Genomic DNA, 25,693 nt, shown 5'->3' with positions numbered 1-25,693 from the left:
CCGGGCAGCCGAGCCCACGCTGCCGGACGGTCCCCTCCGCCGCGACCGCCGGGCACCCGGGGGAAGGACGCGACCAATGGAGACGGCGGCAGAACGACGACCGAGACGCTCCGCGAGGCCGCGGGCCGACGGAGCCCCGCGACCCGGCCGGGCGCCTCCTCCCGTCGGTGATGCGGCGCTGACGCCGCATTGACGCCCCTAGACGAGTAACGACCTCGTGCATGGTTAGCGGGACCGCTTGCTCGTGACGGACGGAGCAGGGTCGTGGTGTGTCGAGGACCCTGACTCGAGTCGCCGCTGTTGCTGATCGCCGGGTGACCGGACTGTCCCTGCAGGTCCTGGCGGAGCTGGTCGCCGAGCTGGGACCGCGCTGGCAAGCCCGCCAGGACGCGCGGCTGGCCGATCGGCCGCGCCAGCGGGCGGTCGGCGCCGGTGCAAGGCACCGGCTGGTGTTCCTCGACCGGCTGCTGGCCACCCTGGTCCATCTGCGCCATGGGGTCACCCACGACGTGCTGGCCTGCTGGTTCGGAGTCTCCCGCTCGACGATCACCCGGGCGGTCGGGGAGGTGCGCCCGCTGCTGGCCGAGCGAGGCTGCACCGTCGAAGGCGGCGTTCGGCTGCGCACGCTGGCCGACGTGGTCGCTCATCTGGGAGCCAGCGGGCAGCTGGGCCTACTGGATGCCACCGAGGTCCGGGTGCGCCGCCCGGCGGCCCACAAGGCCGGCCGGACTCGGTTCGTCTCGGGCAAGGCCCGCGCCAACACCGTCAAGGCGCTGCTGATCACCGACTCTGAGGGGCGGCTGCTGTTCTGCGGGCAGACCCGACCGGGCTCCATCCATGACCTGACCCAGGTCCGCCAGGCCGGCCTGGTCGAGCTGCTGGCCCTCATCCCGGGCGTCACCCTGTTGGCCGACGCCGGCTACCAGGGCCTGAGCACCCAGACCGCCGGCGCGGTCATCACTCCGCGGCCGGCCCGGCGGAAGAACCAGATCCCGATCTTCCCCGCCGTCGCCGCGGCACACGAGGCTGAACGCAGGGCTCACGCGTCAAGGCGAATCCGCGTCGAGCACGGCATCAGCCACCTGAAGAACTGGCGAGCCCTGTCTCGCCACCTCGGCCGACGCGAACACCTCGACACCATCCTGCGTGCGGTCGCCGGACTGGTCTCCAGCCAGGAACGCGCCCCACGACCTGATCAGCTTCCCCGCCCGCCGAGAGCGCTCCCGGCCGGCACCGCCGCGTGATCGAACTGGCCCTGAACGGGTCAACGACGGCCCGCGGCTAACCATGCACGAGGTCGTAAGAAGACGTTTCAATAGTTCGTCGGTAGGCGGCGGGCACAGATGAGGGTGACGGCCAGTCGGGCCAGCGCGGTGATCGTGACCGCGGTGCGGTCATAGCGCAGGGCCAGGCGTTTGTAGGACAGCAGCCAGCCAAGGGTGCGTTCGACGACCCACCGGTGCCGGCCGAGGCGGGCGCTGGAGTCCCGGCCGATGCGGGCGATCCGGGCGGTGATGCCGCGGCGGCGCAGGTAGCGGCGAACCCGTGGGATGTCATAGCCCTTGTCCGCATGGAGCTTGACCGGCCGGCGGCGGGGATGCCCGCGGCCGCCGCGCTTGATCGCCGGCATCGAGTCCAGGATCGGTTCGACCAGCATGCTGTCGTGCCGGTTGGCCACCGTGCAGCCTCACCGCGCCGACGGGAACCCTCGTGTCACACCAAGCACGCCTTTGAACCGCCCCGGCGAGTCCGGAGACTCACGGTGTTGAGACCCCGACCGCCTGCTGGGCGGGGTGTTGTCCGTAGAAGACCTGTTCGTACTCGACCGGGGTGAGGTCGTGGCAGGCGGTGTGCAGCCGCCGGTTGTTGTGCCAGTCGACCCATTCCAGGGTGGCCAACTCGACGTCGTCGACGTTCCTCCAGGGCCCGCGGCGGTGGATCAGCTCGGTCTTGAACAGCCCGATCTGGCTCTCGGCCAGGGCGTTGTCCAGCGCGTCGCCGACGGTGCCGACGCTGGGTGCGACGCCGGCGGCCGCGAGCCGCTCGGTGAACGCAATCGAGGTGTATTGCGACCCGGCGTCGTGGTGACACACGAGCCCGGACAGGTCGTCCACGCCTTCTTGGGTGCGGGTCCAGATCGCCTGCTCGAGTGCCTCGAGCACCAGCTCGGTGCGCATCGAGGTGGCCGCCCGCCAGCCCAGAATCCGGCGAGAGTGCGCGTCGAGGACGAAGGCGACGTAGACGGTGCCCGACCAGGTCGCCACGTAGGTGAAATCGGCGACCCACACGGCATCGGGTCGCGCCGGAGAGAAACGGCGTTGCACCAGGTCGGCCGGCCGTGGCGCACCCGGGTCGGCGATCGTGGTGCGATGCCTGCGGCCGCGGCGAGCGCCTTCGAGGCCGAGCTGGCGCATGAGCCGCTCGACGGTGCAGCGGGCCACCGGCATGCCCTCGCGGTTGAGCGCGAGCCAGACCTTGCGGGCGCCGTAGACGCCGTAGTTGGCCTGATGCATCCGCCGAATCTCGTCCTTGAGGCCGGTGTCTCGCTCCGCGCGGGCGCAGCTGCGGTCGCGGGCGTCGTAGAAGGTGCTGGGAGCAATCGGCGTTCCGTGCTCGGTGAGCACGCGGCAGATCGGCTCGACCCCCCGCGCAGCCCGTCGACCGTGCGCCGGTCGGCGTGCTCAGCCACGAACCTCACAAGCTCCGGTGTGGCCGGTCGAGCTCGGCCGCGAAGAAACCCGCCGCCGCCCTGAGGATCTCATTGGCCCGGCGCAATTCTTTGACCTCGGCCTTCAGCCGGCGCAGCTCCGCGGATTCCTCGCTGGTCACGCCTGGGCGGGCCCCGGCGTCGACCTCGGCCCGGCGGACCCACTTGCGCACCGTCTCGGTGGTACCGATGCCCAGCTTCTGGGCGACCGAGCGCATCGCGTCCCACTCCGAGTCGTGATCGGCGCGGCACTCGGCGACCAGCCGCACCGCCCGCTCCCGCAACTCCGGTGGGTACTGCCCGTGGCGTCCTGCCATGACTCCATCCTCCTCAAGGACTGGAGTCCCCGGACTCGCCGGGGCGGTTCACTTCGCCCTGAGGGCGGCTTGAGAGGAACGCCCGGTTGTCGAGGAATGAGCGTCAGGGACGCCCCGAACCGCCTGTTCGCACCAACCGTGCGGACGACGGGTGTGAGCGCTTGCCGGGGGTGACGTCCCTGGAAGTGGTGTAGCTGGTCGGAGGCTCTGAGCTCGTCGGCGTGGTACCGAGAAGCGAGGAGACACCGCGTGAAGCTTCTGCGTGAACCCGCCAAGGAACACTCAGGAGAAAGGCCACGCGATGGCCCTGGACCAGTCCACGCTCTTGACGAGGTCGCGTCCAGCACCGCCGAGACGGACGAAGAGGTCAGCCACAGCCTGGCAACGGCGCGCGCTCGGGCCACATCCCGCGTCCGGCACAGCGGCGAGTGATCGCGAGTCGGGCCGGGGCGGTTTTGGTCAGCGCGGGGCCCCCAGCCCCGTGGGGTCAACAGCTCCGCCCAGTCGATGCCGACGAGACCACGAAAGTGATGCCCTCCAGCACGTCCCGACCCGAGGTCACCGAATGGTCTCGGCACTTGGGGACGACGCCAGCGCAGACATCACCCACACCGCGCCAGACCCGCGGGAACGCACCAGAGCCATGCGTACTCCCACCGGCCTCTCGTCGGTCCAGCCCGCCGTGACGGCACGGTGATGGGCCGGTGACGGTTCGGTTGCACAGTGATGGCGAGAGGTCTGCGCGGTCCGGTCCTCGCCCCCAGATTTCCTGAGCACAGGTCGCCCGAGTGCGAGGACTTCACCTGCGTCCCTCACCGCTCGCGCGGTCCAGCACCACCTCAGCGCCTCGCCCGATGCCCGACCTGCACCCACAGGAGTCGACGTGAACGTCCACGAGGAGCCCCAGCTCATCGTCCGGTTCCAGCGCGATCCCGCGGTCCCTGAGAGGCATGACGCCCGAGATCCGCTGGGCAGGGAGGGACCGTGGACGCTGATCGCGGAGGAAGGGGCCGCCCAGGACATCGGCCGGATCCGGGGCTTCGCCCTCGGGTTCACGCTCGGCCGCATCGAGGATGCGTCCCAGGCCGCCACCGACGGCCACGTGGCCGTCGGTGCACGGTGAGGAGAGGATCGTGGACGCCGACGAGGTGACCGGGGTCTACACCTACCGGAGCCTGCTGAACCGGCCGGACCCGGTCGGGGACTTCAACGCAATCCGCTTCGCCGAGGCGGAGGTCCACCTCCTGGTGCGCACCGACGGGACGGTCGGAGGCACCTTGGCCTTCCCGGCGGAGCCGGGCTCGCCGGAGCAGAGCTTTCTCGACCTGTCGGGGCGGGTGGTGGACTGGCACCCGGTCCGGCTCCGGTTCACGGGACAGGGCAGGAGCGATACGGACGTGTTCGACTTCGTCTACGACTACGAGGGCGAGGTGGCGCCCGCGATGCCGGGCGCGGTCGACCAGCGACTCGCGCTCACGGGGAGTGTCGTGCGGTCGCAGGACCACGGGAGCGGCGGACAGACGGCGAAGGCGGGGGCCACCGCCAGCTTCGTGGCGGTCAAGCGGCCGTTCGTCGAGCCGCGCGATATGCCGGGCGTCGGTCTGATCGAGCCGGCGCGGACGATGCTCGCCGGTCGGCTGCACCGGCTGCACCACACCGTCTGGCACACGCTCCGCAACGCCTGGTGGAGCACCCTGGACCAGAAGGACCGCGACGCCGTCACGCAGCTGAACTGGGGCGTGGAACGTCCGCCGCTCATGCAGCAGGGCGGGCTCGACCTCGTCGGCGGCGCCGGCGAGGACTTCCTCTTCATGCACCGGCGGATGATCGCGATGGTGCGGGGGGTCTACGCGGAAGCGGAGGTCCCGGCCCCGACCGGCTGGACCACACTGCCGGGGCCGGACACGGCGCAGTTCGCGTACACGCCCCGGCCCGATTCCGCAGATGCCGGCCGGCGCGTCCTCGCCTACGACCCCGCGTCGTCGGGCTCAGCGGTGCCGCCCGCCACTCGGGAGTATTTGTCGCTCTTCGATCCGGCTCAGCGACCCGGCACCGTCTTCCTGAAGTCGCCGCAGTTCTTCGGCTCGGTGATGCGCCCGCACGAGCGGATCTTCCGCTCGCCGCGCTACCTGGCCTCGCTGAGTCTGGGCGCGCTGGGCAATCTGCTGGAGTTCACGATCCACAACCAGATGCACCTGCGCTGGGCGTCGGTCCCGCGCGATCCCGTCACGGGCGCCCTCGGCGGGCGCGAGGACTTCGACCTCGACGTGAAGTGGGACGACCCGCGCAACGACTGGCTCGGCGACTTCTACTCCTCGCACGTGAACCCGGTGTTCTGGCGCCTCCACGGCTGGGTCGACGACCGCATCGACGACTGGTTCCGAGCCCACGAGGCGGCCCACCCCGCCGCGGTGCGGCGGCGCGTGCACAAGGGCGTCGACTGGTTCGAGCAGGGCGACTGGGTGGCCACCGCGACGCCGTTCGACCAGCCGGACTGGTGGGACCACGGCGGACACGGCGGACACGGCGGACACGGCGGCGACGAGGAGAAGCAAATCGCCGAGATGCTGGCCGTCCTTGAAGTCGTCCAGCGGGCCGCCACGCGTCCGGAGTCGCAGACTGCCGACGCGGCCGCGGCGCGCCTCACCGGGCCGGTGGTCCCCGGGCCAGAACTCACCTCGTTCGCGCACTGGCTCGCCGGCGCTGAACTCGCGGACGATCCGCACTAGTGCGCATGCCGCCGCTCTCAACGAACTCATCAGGATGGGCCGGCCTCGACGAGGAACCCCTTTCGAGCATCTCGCCTGAACCGTGTGACATCGGAATCGGAGGATCCGTGAACGCAGAAGAACTGCGCCGACTGGACCACGAGCAACTCCTGGAGGAGTTGAGGGTCCGCGCCGCCGCAGACGGGACCGGAGCGAAGGAGGCCGACGCGGCCTCCACGTCGCCGTGCGGATGCGGATCGCCCGCGCGGCCGGTTCGCGCAGCCGTTCCGCGCGGACCCGACCCCCGTCTCGCCGACGCCTCGAGCGCGGACATCGCCGACGCGCTCAAGGCCGTCCAGAAGGTAATCTACGGCGTAGACGACCGACTGGACGTGTACCAGGTCTCGGACGCCGCTCTACGCCGCGACGCGGACGGCGTCGTGGCGATCGTCAACCGGTCGGACATCACCGCGAACGGCGACGGCACCTCGACGCTCAACGGCGAGACCCTGGGCGCGGCGTACGGACTCTGCTCCACGGAGCCGTTCCGGGATCAGCCCACCATCGCCTTCTGCTCCGGTTTCCTGGTCGACCCGAGCATCGTCGTGACCGCCGCGCACTGCATCGACACCGCAGACCTGGCCGACGCCCGGTTCGTCTTCGGCTACGAGATGCAGGACGCCGGCACGGCCGTCACCCGCATCACGGACGGCGAGATCTACACGGGGCGGCGCATCCTCGGCCGGGCCATCGGCACGGAGGGAACCGACTGGTGCGTCGTGCAACTGGACCGGCCCGTGCTGAACCACGGCTACCTCTCCGTGCGACGCAGCGGGAAGACCGCGGACGGCACCGCCGTCCACGTTATCGGCCACCCGTCGGGACTACCGAAGAAGGTCGCGGGCGGCGCCGCCGTCCGCGACAGCAGCCCGAACCGGTACTTCGTCGCGAACCTCGACACCTACGGCGGCAACTCGGGCTCACCAGTTTACGACAGCGCGTCGCACGTGGTGGAGGGCATCCTCGTGCGCGGTGAGACCGACTACGTCCCCGTCGACGGTTGCCAGCGCTCGAACGTCTGCCCGGCGAGCGGGTGCCGTGGCGAGGACGTGACGAGGGCGACCGAGTTCGCGGAACTTGTGCCCGCCAACGACCACGACTTCATCCCCTTCGACCTCGGGCACGCGCAGGTCGTCGAGGCGGGCGGACGCTGGAAGATCGAAGTCGACGGGATGTGGCTGCTCGACTTCGCCGACAGCAAGTCCGAGGCCGAGCAGGCGCTCGAGGTGATGCAGCACTACGGGTTCAACACGCAGTGCTTCGTGGGACGGCCGCAGCCGTCGATGGAGTTCTACCTTGTCAACGGGCAGGCCCCGCAGGGTTCGCTGGCAGGTGAGGACGTCGTCGAGTTCGACACCGACAACGTCGAGGTGCAGCTGGTCGGCGGCCGGTGGAAGCTCGTCGACGGCGATCACTGGATCCTCGACTTCGGCACCTCGCAGGCCGAGGCTCGACAGGCTCTCAGCTACGTCTTGCGCTACCGGTTCAGGTCGATCTGCTTCGTCGGACGACCAGACCCCTCACTGACCTATTTCAAACGCTGACCCAGACATGCCGCCTCCACGCAACCGGGAGGTCCCCGCCCAGCCGTCCGGGCGCCTCGACGAACGCCTCGCCGGGGCCCTCGGCCGGGTTCGCCCGCTCGAGGAGCTGACCGCGGCCCTGGAACGCGAGGACGACGTCATCCGAGCGCAGGTGCTGCCCGGCGTGGTGAAGACGCGTCCGCCGATGGTCGAGTTGGTCATCGTGCAACGGCAGGACGACGGGTCGGAGGTCCCCTGGACCTACGACCTCGTGATGGAGCCGGACGGGCGGCTGCACGTGCGAGCCCGCCACCCATGACATCGCCGTAACCCACCGAGGAACTACCACGAGCACCGGGAGGTCCCGTGCCGCGCTCCAGTTCACCTTCAGGACACCAACCGTCGGGCGGCGTGCCGGACTTCCGCCTCGCCGCGCCGACGACGGCCGGCGCCCACCTCATCAGCTCCGTCCGGGCCGTCTGCGACCGCCTGGCGGGTGCGGGGTGGGCCGAGCTGTTGCGGCGGCACGGGCTGGACCTGGTTGCGGGAGACCTCGCAGCGGAGCTGTCGCGTGCATTGCCCGCCGTGGACCGCACGCAGCCCGGCTTCGGCGACTTCGCGCTCGAGGGGGTGCGTGGCATCGAGCCCGGCCGGCCCGCACTCAGCCTGCTGTTTCACGCGCTGGCCTCGCCCGCGGTCCGCGGCTACCGAGACGGGAACAGGATGATGGAGATCACGGAGTTCCCGACCCCGGCCGAGATCGAGATCGTCGAGAACTACGTCTTCGGGTCCTCGCCCCCGTCGATCGAGGACCTGCGGGCCCGAGCGGACGACGCTCCGCTGGCGATCGTCGTCTTCGCGGCCGAGTACCGCCCCGGGGAGGACACCGTCCACCGCCGGCACGCCGACATGTGTTTCTCGCGCACGGGCGTCGCCAGGATCGGCACCGTCGCTCCGAGATACCGGCCCGCGGAGCGCGGATATCTGCCGACCGTCGACGGGGACGGCACGGCCGTCGCCGTCCAACCGTGCCGCTACGCGGCGTACATCGCCGCGCTGACCCCGGGGCGGAAGGGACAGCACGGGCCGATGCACTTCGTCGAGTCCGCCGAGGGCGATGCGGAACGCCGCTTCTGGCTTCCACTCCACAAGCTGTTCGACGGTCCGGAGTGCCTGCGGGGTCACGACCTCGAGGTTCGCCTGGCCGCCCAGCACGTCAACGAGAAGATCCGCCGGGCGCACCTGTTCTTCAGCGGATTCGGCCACGACGGGGGCTGGCAGGAACCCGATCTCAGCGAACCGCCGTTCGTGCTGCGCGAGGGCATCGCCGAGTTCTCGACGCATCCGACCGACGGCAGCTGGCTGCTGACGCCCGTACACCGGAGCCGGCTCGTCGAGCCTGCAACCTACCAGGGCGCGCCCCTCACCTTCGTCGTCCCCGGATCGACCCCGACCGCCCAGAACTGGTCGATCTACCAGTCGAGCCTGAATCTGCTCCCTCGTCCCCATGGCGGGCGGGCGGCACCCGAGTACCTCCATGCGCGGCACGTCGTGACGGACACGGGCGAGGAGAACCTCAACGCGGCGCCGGGGGTGCGCGACAGAGTACGCGCGGGTGGCTACCGCGCGCGCCACTACGTCGACCACACCGGTGACGGGTGGATCGAGGCCGAGTGCAGCGCCCTCGCGCTGGAGATCCCACGGCGGATCCCGGCGTACTCCATCGTTGCCAGCCCCGACTACTTCCCCGCCGTGCGCCAGAGCGACCTCGTGCGTTGGACGGATCAGTCGGCGCCGCCCGAGCTCCTGTCCACGATCTGGCCTCGGAACCCAGGCCGGCCCGAGCCGCTCTCTGCCCAGCGCGTCGCCGCGAATCTCGAACTCGCCGCCCCCTTCGACCCGACCGACGAGACCATGACGGCGATCGTCGGCGCTCACGGGTCCGGGCTCGGGGACCAGGCCCGCCTGGACTGGCCGAGCGGCGCGCGGGCCTCGATGCTCTCCGACGGCGCCGCCGGGGTCTTCGCGCCCGGCTGGGACGTGTCCTTCGACCGCACGCCGGAGACCGCGACCGACGACGGCGTTCAGCCCGGCGTCACGTTTTTGAACAACTACGGTCTCGGATCACCGTTCGCCGAGGACAGCATGCTGTGCGCCGCACTCAGCTCGTTCTGGCCCGCTGTCGCCCCGGACGTCACCCGCACGTTCGCGCCGGGACCGCGCTACGCAACGGCGACGCCCCTGATCGACAAGGTGATCGGCCTGGCCGGTGGCGACCCGTGGGACGGGATCGAGGGGCCCCAGCACGACCCCGCTACAAAGACCGTCGACTACCGGGCTCTTGCCTACGGCGACTACGTGGAGGCTGCCCTCGCGAACCGCTTCGACAGCTCGGTGATCTCGCAGACCACGGTCGACGACTACATCGCGCGGACCCTCACCATGGCAATGGTCTACGGCGCGCTCGGAGCGGTGGCGCACGAGGACAAGGTGAGGTGGGCGGTGCTTTCGTTCCAGCTCGCGCGGGCGGACGATCCGGATCTCGCGGACGCCTGCGCGGTGTCGACCCGCCACCTCGACCCGCGCTACACCTACCGCTTCGAGATGATCCGTCACGACGGGGCGCAGACCGAGCACCCCGACCCGTGCAGGTTCGACCGCGTGGTCGTCACCTATACCGAGAGGGTCGTGCTCTTCGCCGACCCGACGGTCGTCTTCCGCAGGGGAGCGGACGGCCGCTGGGCAGCCTTCCCGTGACCGGGACCGCAGACCTCGTCGTGGTGGGTGGCGGACCCGCCGGGACCGCGGCGGCCATCTGCGCCGCGCAGGCCGGCCTGCGGGTCACCCTGCTCGAGAGAGCCGTGTTCCCGCGGCCGCGTCCCGGCGAGACGCTCCATCCCGGCGTCGGGGTCGTCCTGAGCCGGCTCGGTGTCGGCGACGCCGTGGAGGCCGCCAGCCCGATCAGGCCGGAGGGCCAGGTCGTCGCGTGGGGCTCGGCGCCTCGCCACGTGCATTACGGCCGGGACCAACGCGGCGTGTGGCGGGCCTTCCAAGTCCGCCGCGACGTGCTCGACGTGATCCTGCTGAGAGGGTGTTGGGTAACCGCCTGACTACTGGTCTCTGTCGAGATCCTTGGCGAGGCGACGGGCAGCTTCGGTCTCGATGGCGCCGTGGGGTTGGCGGTCCTCACCGGCCAGGCGGGCGGCCATCAGCCGGATCATCGCCACCTTGATCATGGCCTCGGCGTGACTGGTCTTGCGTTCGTAGTCGCGTGCCAACCGTCTGCACCTCGTCAGCCAGCCGAAGGTCCGCTCCACCACCCAGCGGCGGGGCAGCACCTGAAAGCCCCTGCGGTCAGCGTTGCGCGCCACGGCCACTATTTCGAGGTCTTCGGCGCGCCGGGCCCAACCGACCAGCCCGGCATCGACCACGTTGACGTAACCGCCGTCGACCCAGACCAGCGCCAGCAGCGGGAACAACGCATGGATGCCGGTCAGCACCTGCCGGGCGCCGGCGCGGTCTTGCACGCTGGCCGAGTGCACCACCGCGCGCAGCAGCAGGCCGCCGGTGTCGACCAGTAGATGCCGTTTGCGGCCGCGTACCCGCTTGCCGGCGTCGTAGCCGATGGCCTCCCCGCCCTCGGCGCTGCGCGCGGACTGCGAATCCAGCACCGCCGCCGACGGCTGCACGGTGCGTCCCTCCCGGGCCCGCAGTCGATCGCGCAACTGGTCGTGCACCCGGTCCCAGGTGCCATCGGCGCTCCAGGCGCGGAACCATCGATAGGCCGCGTCCCAGGGCGCCAGGTCATGCGGCACCTGACGCCAGGCGCAGCCACTGACCAGCACGTACAGGATCGTGTCGAGCACCAGCCGGCGGTCGTACGTCAGCGGCCGCCCACCGCGCCGAGGATCACGAACCGGCAGCAGCGGCTCGACCACCGCCCACTGCGCATCGGTCAGCGAACTGGGATACGCCTCCCGATCCAGGCATTCGCACATTCACCTGGACCATCACCGGCCGACCATCCCCATCGGGTTGCCACGCCGGGCGCGCACCTGATCCGGCCAGACCGGCACCCGAGGTGGTCGGTCAGTTACCCAACACCCTCTGAGGCGGGCGGAGCGGCTCGGCGCCGTCATTTTGCAGCCGGTGCCAAGGCCGCGGCCCGTCGTGCGGGGCGGGCGCGTCGAGGGCGTGCGCTTCGGGGACGACCGCGTCACCGCGCCCTTTGTAATCGACGCCACCGGGGCCAACGGGTGCTTGCGGTGGGCCCTGGGGCTCGGGGTGTCGGTGCGTTCGCCCCGGCTAACGGCCTCGTACGGCTATGTCCGGCGCGACGACGGTCCACCGCCGCGGCTGGAGGGCGACGAGCACGGCTGGACCTGGACCGCGCAGGTCGGACCTGCCCTGGCGCACTGGTGCCGGCTGCCCTTCTGCGGTGCGCGATCACGAGTCGACGCGCCAACGTTGCTGCGCCGCTGCCCGGCCGTCGGTGGCGTGCGGGCGGTCGACGTCACCTGGAGGAGGGTCCATCCCGCGGCCGGCCCGGGGTACCTCCTCGCCGGCGACGCCGCGTTCGTGCTGGACCCCGCCTCCTCGCACGGCGTGCTCCGGGCCCTGCTGTCGGGGATGCGCGCCGCACAGGTGGTGGTGGACGTCCTGGCCGGCGGAGCCGATCCGGTGCTCACTGCACACGGTTACGACGCATGGATCCGGGCGTGGTTTGAGCACGACGTCGAGCGGCTGACCCGCCTCTACGACCAGATCAATCCGCGGTGGTCGTGCGGGCCCGCCGTCCACGACCCACAGCAGCGGGCGCGAGCGTGAGGAGATCAGGGAGCATGTCCAAGACAGTGATCGTCGACATCAGGTTCGACCGGTTCCCCGAGGTCACCGTGCCGCCGGGGACATACGTGGTGTGGCGGAACCTCGATCCGCACGCGCACTCGGCGGAAACCCGAAGGGAGGACCCCGACTACTTCAACGCCGGCGCCATGCTGCCCGGTCACACCTCGAGCCCGATCTCCTTCGATGAGCCCGGTCAGTTCGACTACCTCTGCCGGTTCCACACCGACATGGTCGGCCGCATCACCGTCGCCCAGGGCGCCAACATCGGCCGCCACGCCGGGCCCGTGGAACCACTCGGGGACGACCACGGCCACGGCCACGGCCTGCACCACTACCACGGCTTCGTCACCGGCGGCCGGTCCGCCGACCGCCTCTACATGTCACATACGCCCGTGCTCGCCGACGCGCGCCACAACTACCAGGTGATCCTCCAAGGCCGTTTCGAGGACCCCGCGCAGGGAGAAACCTACGAGGAGCTCCGTCGGTCGGACTACGGGCACGGCGTCGTGCAGATCTTCCACGACCACATGTCGATGCCCGACATCGGCAACGGGACGGTGAAGCTGCTCCCCGACGCCTCGGTGAGCTACTACCCCGGGGGCCAGCAGAGGACGATCCCCGGGCTGGAGTCCGGGGTCCGCATCGCCCTGGACCAGGTGATCCACTTCCATCAGTTCGACACGGAGGCGGACCATCCACACGAACTGACCTACCTCATGTACGGGGACCAGGCCGACGTCTTCATCGACCACCTGATCAACCGGGCGCCCAGCTTCCACTCGGTAGCCAAGCTGTCGTCCGCCCCGCCGGGCTGGGTCGGGAGCAGCGGTGCAGTGGAGTTCACCGTGCCCGGCCGGAGCATGAGAGATGTCCCAAACCGGCTCCTGGACCGAGTGTCGATCGTGGACAACAGCTTCCACCTCTTCTGGCTCCTCCCGCCTGGGTTCCTCGAGCGGCAGGCGCAGGACCCGCTGATTCGCCGCGGCCTCCCGCCCGGAGTACCCCACCCGCACGACATCCGGCTGGCGACCGGCGAGACGGCCCGCATCGAGATCGAGCGCTTCCTGCACTTCGACATCCGCCTGTTGAACTACGGGGTCCTGATTGTGTAGCCGAGCACGTCCCGCGCGGAAGTGCAGCGAGTAGCCTGGGCGGTCGCCTCGGCCGCCCACTACAGCGCCCCGTGCAGATCTCCGGCAAGGCGCAGGAAGAGCACGGAAAGATATCAGCGCGGAGTTCGCCGCTGCGAGGAAGGGCACGACGGACTTGTCGGTGACATAGAGGTCGTCGAGACCCTCAAACCGCAGATTGGTGTCGACGGCATCCGAACCATCGCCGCTTAGTTTGCCCTTTAACGTTCGCCAGCCGGAGCTGCATCGGTGTGATCCCGGGGCCGGCATGAGAGCGGCCACCGCGTGATCCTTCGGAGTTACGAGGCTTCGAAGCGAACGGCGGTGGCCGTGATGAACAGTCTGGACCCGGCCGGTGGGGACCAGGGCCTGGCCGCGGCCGACCGGCTGCGGGATTTCGCGGTGAGTGGTACCAGTGCCTGGACCGGCGGGCTGATGAGCTGTTCGAGCTGACCGAGGCGCTGCTGTGCGCCGAGGGGCCGGTGCAGTCACTGGTCGGGCTGTGTCTGACCCCGGAGCACCGCCGCGGCCACGGCGCCCTCTACGACGCGCTCAACTGCGGCACGGTCGACGCCGACCGGCTCCGCGCGAAGCTGACAGCGCTGCCGCTGCCGCGCATGTTCGGTGGGCGGATCGTGCTGGCCGTCGACAGCTCCGGCTGGCTGCGCCCGGACGCGCCGACCTGCCCCGATCGGCTTTTCTACCACGTCTACGGCCGCGGGCGGGACGCCGACCAGCGGGTCCAGGTTGGCCCTACCAGGTGGTCGCCGCGCTGGAGAGCGGGCCGACCAGCTGGACGGCGATCCCGGACGCGGTGCGGCTCGGCCCGGCCGACGACGCCACCGCGGTCACCGCCGCCCAACTGCGCGCGGTCGTGGGCCGGCTGCGTGCGGCCGGCCACTGGCGGGTCGGGGACCCGCCGATCATGGTGGTGCTGGACTCCGGCTACGACGTGACCCGGCTGGCGTTCGTCCTGGCCGACCTGCCGGTCCACCTGATCGGGCGGATCCGCGCCGACCGGGTCATGCTTGCCGCCACCCCGCCCCGGCCCGTCACCGGGCCGGGACCGATGGGCCGGCCCCGCCGGCACGGGGGGTGATGATCCTGGCCGAGCCAGACAGCTGGCCGGCCCCGACCACGCAGACGCACACGGCCACCGCCCGCTACGGCAAAGCCGAGGCCACCGCCTGGGATCGGATGCACCCCCGCGGCTGGCCCACCGCGGCCCCTGGGCCAACCACCCCGGCACCCTGCCGGTCATCGAGGGCATCCTCATCCGGCTGGCCGTCGAACACCTGCCCGGTCAGCGCGAAGCCAAGGCCGTCTGGGTGTGGTCGTCGAGCACCGACACCGGGCGGTCACCCTAGGGCCCGGTGGCACCCTCGGTGACCTGGCGGTGTTCGCGGCCGCGGACGAGTCGTTGCCCTACCTGCGCAGCAAGCTCGGCCCGCCCGACAGCGACTCGAAATGAACGACACCGACCCTGTGCGGCCCGCTGGGCAGCAACGGCGAGCAGTGCCGACTGGTGCAGTGGAGCGCGCTCGAGGTGATCTTCGTCGACAGCTCGCTGCCCCAGCCGGACGGCACGGTCGGCGGAGACAAGGTCCAACACCTGGCCGGCTGGAACTACGTCCGCCCGTCCGGGCCGGTGGAGCCGGTCCTGCAGACCGCGGACGGCCTGACGCTCGGGTCCAGCCGTCAGGACGTGCTCGACGTCTACGGCGACCAGGCGCAGGAGGTGGCGTCCGGTGCGGCCGGTGGCGGGTCGCTGGGGGTCTTCCTCGGCGACTTCGGCGACCTGGTCTTCGATTTCGACACCGACGGGGATGTGGCCGTCATGGAGTCGGGCCAGGTCTGCGACTGACCACGCCGGAGACCGCCTCAAGACCACCGCCGATGGTGCGGAGGTGGGGCGTTGCATCTCCGGGCGCCACTGGCGTCGGCTGTTCGAGCGCCGGCGGAAGACCCCTCCGGCCCAGTCGGCATGGACCAGAGGGAGCTGCACTCAGGCCCTCGGCGTCGGATGGGTGGCGAGGAGCGCCGGGCGGCGCGGGTGTCCCGCTGCAGGAACGGCCAGAGGACGGCCAGCCGCAGGCCATAGCCGACGGCGATCACCGCCCGCCCCGTCGAGTGGGTCGCGATCCACAGCCCCACAAAGGCCACCTCGAGGCCATGTTGGCCAGCATGCCGTTGCGCTGGGCCACCAGCTGTTCGGCGAGCCGGGCCAGCGGCAACCGGTCCGGGTCGACTGGCCGCCACCCGCGGACTTGGGCGACCAGCTGTTTGCGCTGGGCGCGGGTCAGCACTGCGACCGGGATGCGCCAGACCCGCAGCCGCCACTTGCCGGGCACCGCGGCGACCACCCCGGACAGCTACAGCGCCAGGCCCGCCGCGGCGATCACGAATCCGGTGACCTGCTGCCACGCCGGCACCTCGATGCGTCGGAGGCGACGCCGCCGACGAGGACCGCCAGGGTGACGCCCACCGCGGCCGACACCGCCAGCTGCGCCGCCAGCGCCACCACCGGTGTCGCCGCCATCGCCGCAGCCGTTGTTCCGCGGACTCGGTGGGTGTGCGGTCCAGCAACGAGCGCGCCTAGGCCCAGCGCTCCTCCCCTCCGGTCGCCTCCGCCACGCCCGACACCATCGCCGCCGCCGCCGATGCGCCGGTCGGCCGGTGCGGACAGCATTCCGCCGGTCGGGTGACCGCCGCCGCGACCGCCAGGCGCTCGGTCTATCCGGTGGACTGGGCCTGTGGATGCAGCCGGGTGGTGTCGCCTGCGGCCTCTACGGTCCCCGGGTGTGACGGAGGATCCGGACTCGGTGGCGCCTGCCACGTCGGAGGCGCACCTGGTGGTGTTGCGGTGGGACGGGCCGCAGGGGCGGTACGAGCAGCAGGCGGGTGCCCGGCAGGAGGCCGCGCTGCTCTACGCCCGGATGCGCGCCGGCTATCCGGCCGCGGAGTGGGTCGTCTACCGATTCCTCGAGGCGTGGCGGGAGTACCTGAGGCTTTCGTTGGCCGGGCTTGTGGAGGACCTACAGCCGTTGACCGAGGAGCCGGTCGAACTCGGTCCCGGAGACGTCTTCGAGCAGTGGGCCGACCTGGCCTGGGTGCTGACGGACCTGTCGCCCGACACCTCCCGCGATGCGGTGACCACTTCGCGCGCGCTGACGCGCCTGCAGACGGCGTGTATCTCCGACCGCGTCGACGTCACTGCCGTACACCGCGAGATGCTCACCGTGACGAACTTTTTCGGCGGCCTGGAAGCCCAGGTCCAGGCGCTGCTCGAGTTCCGGCAGGACCGCTCGCAGGACTAACAGGCCGGTCACGGCGACAGACCGCCTGGACCTGCACCCGTGGTGGCCCTTCAGCTCGCTTCCGGGTGCGGGCCGCCGGGCGGAGCGGGCGCGCTGCGAGGTATGACTGAGGGTGACGTCCCGCCCGGTGGTGGAACTCGGTCCGGTTCGCGGGGTCTTCTGCAGGTTGGACTATGACGCGATCAGGGCTGGCTGCGCCACCTCCTCCGCCGAGTCATTGCGGTTGGCGAGGAGGGCCATGGAGCCTTCCGCCAGCGGCCTCGGACATGGGCGGCGCTCTGGGGCTTCGGGGTGCTGTGGGTCTCGGTCGCATGTCCAGGGCTAGCGTCCACTTCGGCCGATGGCGCATGCCGTCGGGATCGCGGCCCGAGGACCCCTCGTCGTATACGTCTACGGGCCCACCCGCACCACTGTGTCTCGGCGTCGCCGGGTCTTGCCCCTGCCGCCGCACGATCCTGACGTCCAGCACCGACAGTTGCGCGGTGATGTGTTTGTGACGTTCGAGTGACGGCGCGTTCGGCACCGTCTCCCGAACGGCTCGGGGGGCGTGACCCGCCGAGCGGCGGTACTCGAGTGGTCAGGAGCAACGATGGACCCGCTGACCGGCACGGTGGTCTTCTTCGACATCGGCGGCACGCTGGCCTCGGTTTACATCTCCGCGGGCGGGGACCGGATCGAGCGCCTTGCCGTCTACCCCGATGTGCTCGGGATCCTCCGTGGTCTCCGGCAGCGCAAGGTCCGGCTGGGCGTTGTCTCCGACCCCGGACCCCTGCCCGCCGAGGAGGTCGACCGGGCACTGGCGGAGGTCGGCCTCCTGGAGTTCTTCGAGCCGGATCTGGTCGTCTACGGTCGGAAGGACTCCCCCCGCGTCTTCGAGCACGCCGCCGAGCGCGCCGGGGCCGCAGACCGGCTGCTGTTCGTTGGCGAGGACGCGAACGAGCGCGCGCAGGCGCTGCGCGCCGGGATGCTCGTGGCGCCGCACCCGCGGCTGGCGGAGGCGGTGCTGAACGGGCAGGCACACCTGCGCTACCTGCGGATCACCGTCCCGGCGTGGCACGCCACCGAGGAGTGGCGGGCGGCGCTGCGGGACCTGCCGCTGCTGGCCGTGCACACCACGGGCCCGGCCGGCACCACGGTCTACGCCGTCGCAACGACGTCGGCCGCCGCGCAGCTGGACGACCTGGGCTTCCGGGTGGACCGCCTGGGGGTCGAGGACGAACCGCTCACCACGGACCTGTACGTCCTGCGCGACGACCGCCAGACCGAGAGCGGCTTCCTCGCGCCGGACGGCAACTCGCAGGCTCTGCTGGGGACGGGCACGGCGGCTGGCACGGTGCTCGCCTCGACCGACGACGGCCTGGTGGTCGCCGTCCCGGCCGGGGTGTCGGTCGAGACGTACCACTTCGACCGGACCCGGCACGGCCACAACCTGAGGCTGGTCCCGACCGTGCAGGCGCTCGCCCGGGTCGATGAGGCCCCCCCGACTCCCGCGCCCGAAGCCGTCCCCGTGACCATCACCCCCGAGGAGCGTCAGGTCATCGAGGCCAGGACCCGCCCGCAGGACGTCAGCGACCACCTCGCGCGCTACACGGGGGCCGCGCCGGCCGGCGAGGGGGCCGAGCTCATCACCAGCCGGCACATCCAGCACCCGGACAACGCCGCCGCCGTCGACGCCCTGGTGGCCGACCTCGACCGGATCGGCGCCGGGCGGTTCGTCGTCCGCCGGCACTCCTTCCCGCACGAGGGCCAGCAGCTGCAGAACGTCGAGGCCGAGCTGCCCGGCACCGGACTCGACGGCGTCGTGCTGGTGACGGCCCACATGGACTCCACGGGCGCACTGCACCCCGGGTACAAGCCCTCCCTTGACCCGGCTCCGGGCGCCGACGATGACGGCAGCGGGGTCGCCGGGGTGCTCGCCGCCGCGGACGCGGTCCAGGCGCTGGACGCCGCGCTGGGGATCCCCCGGCGGGCCGTGCGGTTCGTCCTGTTCAACGCGGAGGAGCACGGCCTGGTCGGCAGCCTGGCCTACGCGGGCGACCAGGCGTCGCTGGGCGACCCGGTCGTCGGCGTGTTTCAGATGGACATGATCGGCTGGGACGTGCTGCCGGGGCGCACCTTCGAGCTGCACGCCGGGATCACCGGCCGTCCGGTGGTCGAGGAGCGGTCGCTGGCACTCGCACGGAGGATCGCCGACCTCGTCCCGCAGATTTCACCTGGCCTGCCGGCCCCGCAGGTCTACCCCCATGACGGGGAGCCGGACCCGGCGGAGGCGCGCAGCGACCACTTCAGCTTTCAGCTGTATGGCCATCCGGCGTGCCTGGCCTCGGAGGACCTCTTCGCCGGGCCCGGGAGCGATGCGCCGCCTGCCGAGATGAACCCGCACTACCACACGCCGGCGGACGCCTCGATCAACGCCGACTACGCCTCCGACATCGTCCGGGCGGTCACCGCGGCCGCCTGGTTCACCGCCACGCGGTGACGCCGGCGGGCGTCGGTGTCGTCAGGCACCCGCCTGCGGGAGGTGCTCCTGCAGCCAGCGGAGCAGCGCCGCGAAGTCCGCGGTCATCGACGTGTCGGTCTGCCGGAGGACCACCGGTCCGCCGTGGTCGGCTCCGGTGTCGACGGTGACCTCGTAGCTCATCGCGTCGCCGGCACCTCCCGCCGCGCCGCCCTGCGGGGACGCCGTGCGGGCGGCCTCGACCAGGCGGGTCAACTCCCCGGCCTCGGCTGCGGTCAGCCCTGAGGTGTCCAACGTCGACGGCCGGCGGCCGAGCCGCAGCCCGGCCGCCAGCCCGCCGTGCGTCGCCAGGGACACCCTCATGCGAGCGGCGGCGCCGGACGACCCCCGCCGACGGCCTGCCGCTGCAGGTCGCGGCGCAGGTTCTCGATGGACGCGGACATCTCGGCGAGGTGCCGCACCACGTCGGCAACGGAGTCAGTCCCGCTCGGGACGCCGCTCCCCCGCATCGCCGTGGGCTCGGAGGTGACCGTGATACCCACGCCGTCCCAGCCCGTCTGCACCGCCTTCTGCTCGGCGGAGTCGATGCCGTACAGCTCACCGGCCTTGACGAACGTGGTGTCGGCGAACTCCTGGAACTCCGTCGTCGCGGTGGAGGCCCGCAGGGACTCGTACCAAATGCGGCCGGCGACCTCCCAGGCGTATCCGCCGATCTCCAAAGCGGTCACGTAGAAGGCCTTGTTCGGGATGCCCGAATTGATGTGCACACCACCGTTGTCACCTTCCTCGGTGTCCGGGAGCTCGACGTAGTCGCGCATGTGCGCCGGCTGCGGGTCCTTGCCGAGCAGGTCGTTGTCGTAGGCCTGCCCCGGCGCCTTCAGCGAGCGCAGCGCGTCGGCCCCGATGCCCGGGGTGAAGATGTCGGCACCGATCAGCCAGTCCGCCTGGTCCGCGGTCTGCCGAAGCGACCACTGCTTGACGAGCACGCCCATCACGTCCGACATCGACTCGTTCAGCGCACCTGACTGGTTGTGGTAATCCAGCCCGGCCGTGTGCTCGGTGACCCCGTGGGTCAGCTCGTGCGCAATGACGTCCAGAGAGGCCGTGAAGTCGGTGAAGACGACTCCGTCACCGTCGCCGAACACCATCACCTGACCGTTCCAGAAGGCGTTGTTGTACCGCACGCCCCGGTGGACGTAGGCGTCCAACCGCATGCCCCGGTCGTCGATCGAGTTGCGCTGGAGCACGTCCTGGTAGAACTGCCGAGTCGAGCCCAGTCCGTCAAAGGCCTGGTTCACGGACCGGTCGGGTGACGCTGGGCCGTCCTCCGACCGCGCCAGCGAACACATCGGCAGGAACGTGGAGTTGCGGCAGTCCAAAACCGTCCGCCTCCCCTGCCCCGGAGCCGCCAGTCCCACGAGGGACGCACGCACTTCCCGCTCTCCCCGCAATCGTGCCGTGGTGAGCAACGTAGTCATGGCCGCGGAGCGGATCGCGGCGTCGTCACTCTCCAACAGTCGGTCGAGGACATGCGGCGGGATAATGCACCGGCGGGTCGTGTTGTGCCCCATGGGTCACCTCTCCTGTGCGGGATTCTTAAGAGCCGCCCTTTAGCGTTCGTCTCCTCGTGGGGGCTTGCGTGAGGACCCGTGCTCCCCCTGGGCGGGACGAACGCGCTCGGCACACGGGTCGTCGGACGGAACGTCCAGACGCTCGCCCCCGTGCTGCGACCATCGTCGAAAGCCTTCGTCACGGTGGCGTCACCGCCTTGTCACCCGGGCCGTCCCGCTCTGCGGGTCGCAGCCTGACGTAGCAGGGACCGAGTCCAGGCTGGCCCGCGATCAGTCCAGCTCACCTTGGACCCCGAGCCGGTCGAGCACCGCCCGGTGGACGCGGTCTAACACGCCAGCCTCGGTCCATTCGCGCATCCGGCGCCAGTAGGTCCAGCCCGACCCGTAGCCGAGCTCGGTCGGCAGCCTTGTCTAGCCGATGCCGGCGGAAAGTACGAAGGCGATGCCTTCGAGCACGGTCCAATCGGAGGTCGGTGGCCGCCCAGTCCGCCCGTGGATGGCGAGGGCCGCGGTGGATCAGCGGCTCGGCAAGCGGTCCACAGCTTGTCACTGACCAGCCGCGACGGCAGGGAAGACGCCAGTTCCTGCAGGAATACCGGAGCGGTATCGGAGGTGAGCAGTACTGGAGGATCCGCCGACAGGTCAAAGTGACGATCAGGACGCGTCTAGACCCGGCTGTCCTCCACCGCCCAAGGAACCTTCGTCCCGCGCGGATCTTCTTCTGCCAGCGCCGGCAGCAGCCCATAGGCACGGAGTCAACTGAACCGGGGGCAGTCCCTACCGACGCCTTGGTCCGCGGAGGCGGCGACTCCGTTCTTTGCGGGAGCAGCGGGAGTCCCTAGGTTCGACCGGGTGACTGCGCAGCTGTTCGCCTACCTGAGCTACCGCGACGCCCCGGCCGCGCTCGACTGGCTGGCCGCGCTCGGCTTCCGGAGGTCCGGCGTCAGCAGGGGCCAGACGGCGAGGTGACGCACGCCGAGGTTCGCTCGGGGGATGTCGCCCTGACGGTGAGCAGTAACGACGCCGACTACCAGGGACCGCCGCTGATCGGACGGTCCACCGGACGCGGTCTCTACCTGCGCGTCGACGACGTCGACGGGGCGTTCGAGCGGGCCGTTGCCGCCGGTGCCGAGCCGGTCATCGCGCCGGAGAACACTCCCTTCCACACCCGGCGGGCGCGGGTCCCGGACCCCGGCGGTCAGGAGTAAAGCTTCGGGACCTACGACCCCGGAGTCTCCTGGTAAGCGCAAGAGAACCAGGCTCGAGCGCGCCGGCGAGCGGGTCAACGGTCACATCACCGCCGAATCCCGGGTGTCCCGCGAGCGCGGCGCGACTGGCCACGCCGCACGATCATCAAGTAAGCCCGGCAGGCCGGACGCCGGACTCGCGGGGGTCGGTTCAGTGGGTATCAGGCCGCGGTGTTGGACGCTCCTGGCTGACGTGTCCTGTCTGGCGGCGTTTGATGAGGTGGGGTTGTGATCGATCCGGTGCAGGTGTTGTGGTCTGCGGCTGGGGTGAGCCTGCCGTCGCTGGGTGATCGGACATTGGTCGATGTCACCGACGGCGACACGCCCAACATTCGGATGCCGATCCGCATGCTGTCGGTGGACACCCCGGAGGTGACGGCGAGGAGTGCCGACCGGGCCGCCGCCGTCGATCGCCAGTTCGCGCAGCTGGCCGAGTGGATCGACCGGGGCCGGGCACCAATCTCACCCGGACTGGCGGCGCACCTGCTGCCGAAGCTGGCCACGGGCAAGGCGGGCACGCTGCAGTTCGAGCAGGGGCAGGCGGCGTCGGCGTTCGCGAAGCAGAACATCGACACCCGGCTGACCCGCCCGGACGGGTCCCGCCGCAACCTGTTCATCCGGGTCACCGATCCCCTGTTCGACACCAACGGCAGGCTGCTGGCCTACATCGCCCCCAACTACAGCCCGCGGGAGCGCGAGACCCTGTCCCGGGCCCAGCGGGCCACGTTCAACCTCGACCTGGTGACCCACGGCTGGGCCGCCCCGTTCGTGCTCTACCCATCGATCCCCGGGGAACTGGACCTGCCCCTGCTCGTCGCCGCGGCCGCCACCGCCCGCACCGATGGGAAGGGCATCTGGTCGGATCCCGCGGCGCTGCTGGCCTACGAGTACCGGGCGATGGAAAAGCTGTACGCCATCACGAAGAGGATCGTCGCCGGCGAGGAAGTGCGGGGTGCGGCCGCCTTCGAGTGGCGCGAGCGCTACTGCGCCGACATGCGGGACCGAGTGCTGCACGGCCCCGAGGACTACATGAACGTGCTGCCGGAGTACCGGTTGTGGGTCTGGCCCGACGACGTGGCCACGGCGGTCAGCCGGCTCAACCTCGTTCCGGCGCCCGCCCTCTCCCACGTCGATTGATCGCCGGAGGGGTCAGCGCGGCGGGGCAATCGTCTTGCGCCGCCTTCCACGCGCGGCGTGCGTAGAAATCCGCCGACTGGTCGACGCCGACGTCGAGTTCGTCGTTGCCCTGGTGGCGCGTGCATCGGTCGCCGGGTGATGGGTCGACCGGTCGTCTCGTCGCCCTTTCGAGCTAATACTGATGCCGCCTCCGGGGGTGGTCATCGCCGCAGCCGGGTCATCGGCTACGACCACGGCATGAAGCTGGAGCAGCAGCATTGCTGGGCTGACGCCAGACGCATCCGCCAGCCCAGCGGCCCCATAGGTCAGTTCCCGGCTGCCCGGAACTGCGTCCGGCCGGCGGGGCACGTCGCGCAGCCGCAGCTCCAGGACGACGGCAACGGTGGGACCGAGGCGATCAACCTGCTCATCGAGAAGACCCGCCAGCTGGCCCACGGCTTCCGCAACTTCCGCCACTACCGGCTACGAATCCTGCTCATCGCCGACGGCACCAGGCCGTACCGAAAACGACCAGATCCCGCCTAGATCCGAAAGTCAGGTAAGCGGTACACGCGTTGGACTTGTGTCGTCGGCGGCCCGTGCGGCCACGGGCCCGTGCCGTCTCCTGGCCGGTGAGGGTTGCGCTCGCGCATCAGGTCACGCTCGAACTTGGCGATGGCGCCGAGCGACGCGCGCCGTCGTCGTGCACACCGCTTGATCAACGGAGTCCGCGCTGCCCGGGTGGTCGGTCTCACTGCCCGAGTGGTCGGGGCGAGCGCGGTGAGTGTCGGCGTCTCGCCGCGTCCTCGGAGGCTCCACACGCGCGGGACTCGACATCGATCTTCCGCGCACGTTGAAGATCAACGGCATCGGGCCATCCATGCGTTACGTCCATCCAGAGCATCGTCCACGCGTGGACGATGCGCGGCTGCCCGGCCTGCTCGTAACCGTTGGATTCTGTGCGGGCCTCGGTCCCCGCGGTGGGGCCGGGCATCGGCCCCACCGTGACCGCCTCAGCGCGGCTGTCTCGCCTCGGCGGCGTTGCTCGGGCCGTGTCCCTGGTCAACAGTGGCGGCGGGTACCGGCGCCACGGCGGCGAGTAGCCGCCGGCCCTCCTCCTCGAGGCCCAGGGGGGAGTTGGCGAAGCGCAGGATCACGGCGGAGGCCGCGCCGGTCATCTCGTCCAGCGTCCGGTGGTCGATGTTGCTGAGGTCGTCGCACGACGCGTGGTAGCAGAAGTCGTAGCCGATGCCGGCCCGGCCGCCGAACAGCGCGGCCTGTTCCACGGTCTTGATGCCCTCGGCGCCGGTGAAGAGCCCCCCGGAGGCGATGCCCTCGGCGATGAACGGCCCGTAGTCGCTGCGGCCGCTGAACTCGGTCTCGCCCGAGGCCAGGCCCAGGGAGCCGAAGTGCTCGTGGAAGGCCGCCTCGATCACGGCCGAGCCGGCCGGGGCGGGCACTGAGCCGTCGTCCGGGCCGAACGCCGAGGCGTCGCCGTCGTAGACGAAGCGGCCGTGGTTCGGGGAGCCGATCATGTCGAAGTTCAGGTACAGCGCGACGTTCCCGAGCGTCGCGGGATCGTTGGTCTTGAGGTCCGCGACGTAGTGGCGGGACCCGAGCAGGCCGAACTCCTCCGCGCCCCACCAGGCGAAGCGCACGGCGTTGGCGGTCTCCGTGCCCGCGAGCATCTCGGCGATGGCTAGGATCCCCGCGGAGCCGGAGGCGTTGTCGTTGATCCCGGGGCCCTGCGGGACGCTGTCGAGGTGCGCGCCGACCATGACCGTGCGCTCCGGGTCACCCGAACGGGTCTCGGCGAGGACGTTGGAGGTCTCCCGGCTCTCGGAGACGGTCTGCGTGCTGACCGTCACCTCGCCCCCGCGCAGCAGGGCGACCCCGGCGGTGTAGCTCAGGCCGACCGCGGGGACGGTCGTCACCCCCGGTTCGCCCAGGGTGCCGGCGACCGCCCCCTCCGCCCCGGGCAGTCCGGTGTTGAAGATCAGCACCGCGGACGCCCCGGCGGCCGCCGCGTTGGCGGCCTTCACCCCGAAGGCGCACGTGCCCCGCTGGAGCAGTGCGATGTTCCCCGGCACGAAGTCGGCGAAGTCCCCGGCCTCGCACCCGCTGGTGCTCGCGGCCCTCTCGCCGGTCGTTCCCACGGCCTGCACCGGTGCCGTCACGGTCCCGGAGCCGGAATAGGTCATGACCGCGACGTCCTCGGCGGCGAGCTGCCTGCCGCCCGCGCTGACCGTGGCCGGGCTGACCTCCTGAAAGAAGGGGAAGGAGAAGTTCTGGACCCGCGGGGCGTAGCCGGCGGCCCTCAGCCTGCCGACCACGTAGTCGACGCTGCCCCGGTAACCGGACGTGCCCGAGGCCCGGTTGCCGTTGTTGGCGTTGGCGATGGCCTGGAACACCTCGAGGTGCTCCAGCACCTTCCCGGGAGGCACGGCCGCCGCGGTCACAGCGACCACTCCGGCGCGGTCGGCTTCGCAGCGGCGGGCACGTCTTCGGCGCTCCCGGCGCCGGTGCCCAACAGCACGAGGGCCGCTGCGGCGGCCACGGTCCGGGGGTGATGGGTGCGGTGGCGCATGGGATCTCCCGAGGCAGGGGCCGATCGGGGGCTCGACCGGCACGAATTACGCTCGGGAAATCTAGCCGCGGGGATGACCCGGGTCAGTACGTAGATATGCGCAC

At 70.9% G+C, this 25,693-nt stretch carries 22 protein-coding genes and 4 pseudogenes; 17 read left to right on the top strand and 9 right to left on the bottom strand.

The annotated features are described in order from the left end of the window. Positions 1-314: 314 nt before the first annotated feature. On the top strand, positions 315-1,244 hold the full coding sequence (locus tag GOBS_RS05935; protein ID WP_012947394.1) for a transposase family protein: 930 nt from the start codon (positions 315-317) through the stop codon (positions 1,242-1,244). Positions 1,245-1,312: 68 nt separating this feature from the next. On the opposite strand, the pseudogene GOBS_RS05930 reads toward GOBS_RS05935, so the two are convergent. Next, positions 1,313-1,675: pseudogene (locus GOBS_RS05930) on the bottom strand (transposase); the annotation flags it as partial. Between the two features lie 82 nt (positions 1,676-1,757). Next, positions 1,758-3,024 (bottom strand): annotated as a pseudogene (locus tag GOBS_RS05925) (IS3 family transposase). A gap of 883 nt (positions 3,025-3,907) precedes the next feature. Between GOBS_RS05925 and GOBS_RS05915 the strand changes: the two are divergent. From GOBS_RS05915 to GOBS_RS05890, 6 genes are all read left to right on the top strand, one after another. Continuing rightward, on the top strand, positions 3,908-4,147 hold the full coding sequence (locus GOBS_RS05915; RefSeq protein WP_012947391.1) for a hypothetical protein: 240 nt from the start codon (positions 3,908-3,910) through the stop codon (positions 4,145-4,147). Positions 4,148-4,157: 10 nt separating this feature from the next. Beyond that, entirely contained in the window at positions 4,158-5,753 is a 1,596-nt protein-coding gene (locus GOBS_RS05910) for a hypothetical protein (RefSeq protein WP_012947390.1), read from the top strand. A gap of 5 nt (positions 5,754-5,758) precedes the next feature. Then, entirely contained in the window at positions 5,759-7,336 is a 1,578-nt protein-coding gene (locus GOBS_RS25235; protein WP_081448993.1) for a trypsin-like serine peptidase, read from the top strand. A gap of 7 nt (positions 7,337-7,343) precedes the next feature. Beyond that, a complete protein-coding gene (locus tag GOBS_RS05900) occupies positions 7,344-7,634 on the top strand; it encodes a hypothetical protein (protein WP_012947388.1) in 291 nt (96 codons plus the stop codon). A 92-nt stretch (positions 7,635-7,726) separates the two neighbouring features. After that, positions 7,727-10,072, top strand: a complete 2,346-nt coding sequence (locus GOBS_RS05895) for a hypothetical protein (RefSeq protein ID WP_012947387.1) — start codon at positions 7,727-7,729, stop codon at positions 10,070-10,072. Beyond that, positions 10,069-10,425 carry an FAD-dependent oxidoreductase gene (locus GOBS_RS05890; protein WP_041241354.1) on the top strand — a complete coding sequence of 119 codons (357 nt, stop codon included), beginning with the start codon at positions 10,069-10,071 and terminating at the stop codon, positions 10,423-10,425. Before GOBS_RS05895 ends, GOBS_RS05890 begins: the two co-directional genes overlap by 4 nt. Here the strand turns inward: GOBS_RS05890 and GOBS_RS05885 are convergent, their stop codons facing one another. Further along, entirely contained in the window at positions 10,426-11,313 is an 888-nt protein-coding gene (locus GOBS_RS05885) for an IS5 family transposase (RefSeq protein WP_012947386.1), read from the bottom strand. A 172-nt stretch (positions 11,314-11,485) separates the two neighbouring features. Here GOBS_RS05885 and GOBS_RS05880 point away from each other — a divergent pair, with 172 nt between their 5' ends. The 5 genes and pseudogenes from GOBS_RS05880 to GOBS_RS05865 all read left to right on the top strand — a co-directional run bounded on the left by GOBS_RS05880 (position 11,486) and on the right by GOBS_RS05865 (position 15,157). Next, positions 11,486-12,142: an NAD(P)/FAD-dependent oxidoreductase gene (locus GOBS_RS05880; RefSeq protein WP_049788158.1), complete on the top strand. Its 657-nt coding sequence runs from the start codon at positions 11,486-11,488 to the stop codon at positions 12,140-12,142. A 14-nt stretch (positions 12,143-12,156) separates the two neighbouring features. Continuing rightward, positions 12,157-13,275: a cupredoxin domain-containing protein gene (locus GOBS_RS27170; protein WP_012947385.1), complete on the top strand. Its 1,119-nt coding sequence runs from the start codon at positions 12,157-12,159 to the stop codon at positions 13,273-13,275. A 437-nt stretch (positions 13,276-13,712) separates the two neighbouring features. Beyond that, positions 13,713-14,392 (top strand): annotated as a pseudogene (locus GOBS_RS29615) (transposase). Between the two features lie 231 nt (positions 14,393-14,623). Next, the gene (locus GOBS_RS27165; protein WP_166487226.1) at positions 14,624-14,764 is read left to right on the top strand and encodes a hypothetical protein; all 141 of its coding nucleotides are present in this window, start codon (positions 14,624-14,626) and stop codon (positions 14,762-14,764) included. 54 nt (positions 14,765-14,818) lie between these two features. Beyond that, positions 14,819-15,157, top strand: a complete 339-nt coding sequence (locus GOBS_RS05865) for a hypothetical protein (RefSeq protein WP_041241352.1) — start codon at positions 14,819-14,821, stop codon at positions 15,155-15,157. Between the two features lie 247 nt (positions 15,158-15,404). Here the strand turns inward: GOBS_RS05865 and GOBS_RS27160 are convergent, their stop codons facing one another. Then, the gene (locus tag GOBS_RS27160; protein WP_166487306.1) at positions 15,405-15,656 is read right to left on the bottom strand and encodes a hypothetical protein; all 252 of its coding nucleotides are present in this window, start codon (positions 15,654-15,656) and stop codon (positions 15,405-15,407) included. Between the two features lie 35 nt (positions 15,657-15,691). Beyond that, complete coding sequence (locus GOBS_RS27155) at positions 15,692-15,832, bottom strand: hypothetical protein (protein WP_166487305.1); 141 nt, start codon at positions 15,830-15,832, stop codon at positions 15,692-15,694. A gap of 283 nt (positions 15,833-16,115) precedes the next feature. Here GOBS_RS27155 and GOBS_RS05860 point away from each other — a divergent pair, with 283 nt between their 5' ends. Together GOBS_RS05860 and GOBS_RS05855 are read left to right on the top strand one after the other, a co-directional pair. After that, a complete protein-coding gene (locus tag GOBS_RS05860; RefSeq protein WP_041241351.1) occupies positions 16,116-16,610 on the top strand; it encodes a hypothetical protein in 495 nt (164 codons plus the stop codon). A gap of 589 nt (positions 16,611-17,199) precedes the next feature. Continuing rightward, the gene (locus GOBS_RS05855; RefSeq protein ID WP_012947381.1) at positions 17,200-19,089 is read left to right on the top strand and encodes a M28 family peptidase; all 1,890 of its coding nucleotides are present in this window, start codon (positions 17,200-17,202) and stop codon (positions 19,087-19,089) included. Between the two features lie 21 nt (positions 19,090-19,110). Here the strand turns inward: GOBS_RS05855 and GOBS_RS05850 are convergent, their stop codons facing one another. The 3 genes and pseudogenes from GOBS_RS05850 to GOBS_RS27150 all read right to left on the bottom strand — a co-directional run. Then, positions 19,111-19,431: a protealysin inhibitor emfourin gene (locus tag GOBS_RS05850; RefSeq protein ID WP_012947380.1), complete on the bottom strand. Its 321-nt coding sequence runs from the start codon at positions 19,429-19,431 to the stop codon at positions 19,111-19,113. After that, complete coding sequence (locus GOBS_RS05845) at positions 19,428-20,366, bottom strand: M4 family metallopeptidase (protein WP_243697646.1); 939 nt, start codon at positions 20,364-20,366, stop codon at positions 19,428-19,430. Before GOBS_RS05845 ends, GOBS_RS05850 begins: the two co-directional genes overlap by 4 nt. 546 nt (positions 20,367-20,912) lie before the next feature. After that, a pseudogene (locus tag GOBS_RS27150) lies at positions 20,913-21,220 on the bottom strand (transposase); the annotation flags it as partial. A 426-nt stretch (positions 21,221-21,646) separates the two neighbouring features. On the opposite strand from GOBS_RS27150, the gene GOBS_RS28020 reads away from it, so the two are divergent. The 3 genes from GOBS_RS28020 (at position 21,647) to GOBS_RS29610 (ending at position 23,548) form a co-directional block, all read left to right on the top strand. Then, the gene (locus GOBS_RS28020) at positions 21,647-21,847 is read left to right on the top strand and encodes a VOC family protein (RefSeq protein WP_208104395.1); all 201 of its coding nucleotides are present in this window, start codon (positions 21,647-21,649) and stop codon (positions 21,845-21,847) included. Positions 21,848-22,222: 375 nt separating this feature from the next. Next, positions 22,223-23,023 carry a thermonuclease family protein gene (locus tag GOBS_RS05835; RefSeq protein ID WP_208104394.1) on the top strand — a complete coding sequence of 267 codons (801 nt, stop codon included), beginning with the start codon at positions 22,223-22,225 and terminating at the stop codon, positions 23,021-23,023. A 138-nt stretch (positions 23,024-23,161) separates the two neighbouring features. Continuing rightward, positions 23,162-23,548, top strand: coding sequence for a transposase (locus GOBS_RS29610; RefSeq protein ID WP_424954953.1), 387 nt, complete (start codon positions 23,162-23,164; stop codon positions 23,546-23,548). Positions 23,549-24,015: 467 nt separating this feature from the next. On the opposite strand, the gene GOBS_RS05825 is transcribed toward GOBS_RS29610, so the two are convergent. Next, positions 24,016-25,446, bottom strand: a complete 1,431-nt coding sequence (locus GOBS_RS05825) for a M28 family peptidase (RefSeq protein WP_208104392.1) — start codon at positions 25,444-25,446, stop codon at positions 24,016-24,018. Between the last annotated feature and the right edge of the window lie 247 nt (positions 25,447-25,693).

Origin of the sequence: Geodermatophilus obscurus DSM 43160, assembly GCF_000025345.1 — a bacterium.
Lineage (GTDB): Bacteria > Actinomycetota > Actinomycetes > Mycobacteriales > Geodermatophilaceae > Geodermatophilus > Geodermatophilus obscurus.
This window is presented reverse-complemented; position numbering and strand designations above follow the sequence as displayed.